Here is a 2,295-nt window from a genome sequence, read left to right as displayed (position 1 = left end):
GCTGCGCCTCGCGGCGCAGCTGGCGGCGCTGGGCCACGGCGGCATGCGGGTTGGCCGCGGCCAGGCGGCCGAGCAGCTGCATCAGGCGCAGGGCGTCGAGGGTGTCGTGGCCGTGGCCGGCCAGGCGCTCGCGCAGGTCTTCCCAGTCGTGCAGCTGCAGGCGCCGGTCCAGCCAGTGGCCGAGCAGGCCGCCGAGCAGCGCGCCCGGCACGCTGGCCAGCACGAAGCCGGCCAGGCCGCCCAGTGCGCTGGCCGGCCACAGCATCAGGGGCGCTCCGCCAACAGGCGCTCGACCTCGTCCAGCCGCTCGCGGGTGCCGACGTCCACCCAGCGGCCGCGGAAGTGCTCGCCGCTGACCTGGCCGAGCGCCATGGCATCGAGCAGCAGCGGCGCCAGCTTGAACGCCCCCGGCCGGCAGCCGGCGAACAGCGCCGGATCGAGCACGGCGATGCCGCTGTAGGTCAGCCCGGGCTGCGCGCCGCGGGCGCTGACCCGCCCCTCCTGCAGGCGGAAGTCGCCCTCGGAGTGGTGCGCCGGGTTGTCGACCAGCACCAGATGGGCCAGCCCGCCATGGGCCTGCCCGTCCGGCGGGCGACGCAGGTCGGCGAAGGCGTAGTCGGTCCAGATGTCGCCGTTGACCAGCAGGAAGGGCGCCGCGCCGAGCAGCGGCAGGGCGCGATGGATGCCGCCGCCGGTCTCCAGCGGCTCGCCCTCGGCGGAGAAGGCGATGGACACGCCGAAGCGCGCGCCGTCGCCCAGGTAGTCCTCGATCTGCTGGCCGAGCCAGGCATGGTTGATCACCAGCTCGGTGAAGCCGGCGGCGGCCAGGGCGCGGACGTGGTGCTCGATCAGCGGCATGCCGCCGACCGGCAGCAGCGGCTTGGGCGTGTGCAGGGTCAGCGGGCGCATGCGCTCGCCCTTGCCGGCGGCGAGGATCATCGCCTTCATGCCGCGGGCTCCTTGGGCAGGCCGGCGAGCAGCGCGCCGAGCGGCGCCAGTTCGGGGCGGCGGGCGATCACCGTGTCGAGGTAGGCGAAGAAGCGCGGCACGTCGCCGAGGTATTTCGGCTTGCCGTCGCGGTGGCAGATCCGCGCGAAGATGCCGATCACCTTGAGGTGGCGCTGCGCGCCCATCAGGTCGCTGGCGCGCCGGAACTCGGCGAAGCTCTCCGGCAGCGGGATGCCCGCCTCGCCCGCCAGCTGCCAGTAGCGGCGCAGCCAGGCCTCGACGCGCGCCTCGGGCCAGCTGAGGAAGGCGTCCTTGAACAGGCAGGTGACGTCGTAGCTGACCGGGCCGAACACCGCGTCCTGGAAGTCCAGCACGCCGGGGTTGGGAGTGCTGAGCATCAGGTTGCGCGGCATGTAGTCGCGATGCACCAGCACCCGCGGCTGGGCCAGGGCACTCTGCACCAGCAGGTCGCAGGTCGCCTGCCAGGCCGCCAGCGCCTCGCCCTCCAGAGTCACGCCGAGGTGCCGGGCCAGGTACCAGTCGGGGAACAGCTGCAGCTCGCGGCGCAGCAGCGCCTCGTCGTAGGCGGGCAGCTGGCCCTCCACCGGCAGGCGCTGGAAGGCCACCAGCGCCTGCAGGGCATCCTCGAACAGGGCGTCGGCGTTGTCCTCGCCGATCACTTCCAGGTAGGTCTGCCGGCCGAGGTCGGGTAGCAGCAGGAAGCCCTGCGCCAGATCGCCGGCGAGGATCTCCGGCACGTGCACGCCGGCCTGGGCGAGCAGGCCGGCGACCCTGACGAACGGGCGGCAGTCCTCCTGCGGCGGCGGTGCATCCATGACGATCAGGCTGCGCGCGCCGTCTTCCCAGCGGAAGTAGCGGCGGAAGCTGGCATCGCTGCTCGCCGGCGTCAGGCTGGCCGGCCCCGGCACGCCCCAGCCGCGCGCGGCGAACACTTCGGGCAGGCACCCGTCCAGCCAGGCTTTCAGGCTTTCCAATCGACTATCCACGGACATCCAGGGCTCCCCTTCTACGCTAGCCGTTGCGTGACGCATTGATTTATTATCCGCGATCTTACTCCAGCCCATCGAAAGGCGTGCGGCCGCACAGGCTGTTGGCGCGCAGGAAGCCCGGACATCGACAAGATGGCACTCACTCCCCCCCTGTTCCGCAGAAAGTTCCCTCTCCTGGTCACCGGCAGCCTGCTGGCCCTGGGCTCCGCTCCGCTGCTGCACGCCGCCGAGCAGTTCGACTGCCAGGCTTCGGCCGGCGGCGGCTGGGCCTGCGCGCCGAAGAGCACGCCGGGCGCCGTGCCGCCGCGCCCCCAGGCAGCGACGACGCCCGCCGCCG

Annotated in this window: 3 protein-coding genes and 1 pseudogene; 1 reads left to right on the top strand and 3 read right to left on the bottom strand. The window is 72.9% G+C overall.

Features of this window, described 5'->3' with window-relative positions:
- From E5198_RS20970 to E5198_RS20960, 3 genes and pseudogenes are all read right to left on the bottom strand, one after another.
- Nucleotides 1-265, bottom strand: a pseudogene (locus E5198_RS20970) (molecular chaperone DjlA); the annotation flags it as partial.
- Entirely contained in the window at nt 265-948 is a 684-nt protein-coding gene (murU, locus tag E5198_RS20965) for an N-acetylmuramate alpha-1-phosphate uridylyltransferase MurU (protein ID WP_136491836.1), read from the bottom strand. The pseudogene E5198_RS20970 and the gene murU, both read right to left, overlap by 1 nt.
- Entirely contained in the window at nt 945-1,961 is a 1,017-nt protein-coding gene (locus tag E5198_RS20960; RefSeq protein WP_136491835.1) for an aminoglycoside phosphotransferase family protein, read from the bottom strand. The genes murU and E5198_RS20960 overlap by 4 nt, the downstream gene beginning before the upstream one ends.
- Nucleotides 1,962-2,090: 129 nt before the next feature.
- On the opposite strand from E5198_RS20960, the gene E5198_RS20955 reads away from it, so the two are divergent.
- Nucleotides 2,091-2,295: hypothetical protein (locus E5198_RS20955; RefSeq protein WP_136491834.1), on the top strand; the 205-nt coding region annotated here is incomplete at its 3' end.

It is taken from the genome of Pseudomonas sp. A-1 (assembly GCF_004801855.1).
GTDB lineage: Bacteria > Pseudomonadota > Gammaproteobacteria > Pseudomonadales > Pseudomonadaceae > Geopseudomonas.
The sequence above is the reverse complement of the archived record's forward strand: the minus strand, read 5'-3'. Positions and strand labels throughout refer to the sequence as shown.

What these genes read in the sequence shown, in the direction of transcription:
- murU (WP_136491836.1), bottom strand. Translation starts at nt 948, where the DNA reads ATGAAGGCGATGATCCTCGCCGCCGGCAAGGGCGAGCGCATGCGCCCG.
- E5198_RS20960 (WP_136491835.1), bottom strand. Translation starts at nt 1,961, where the DNA reads ATGTCCGTGGATAGTCGATTGGAAAGCCTGAAAGCCTGGCTGGACGGG.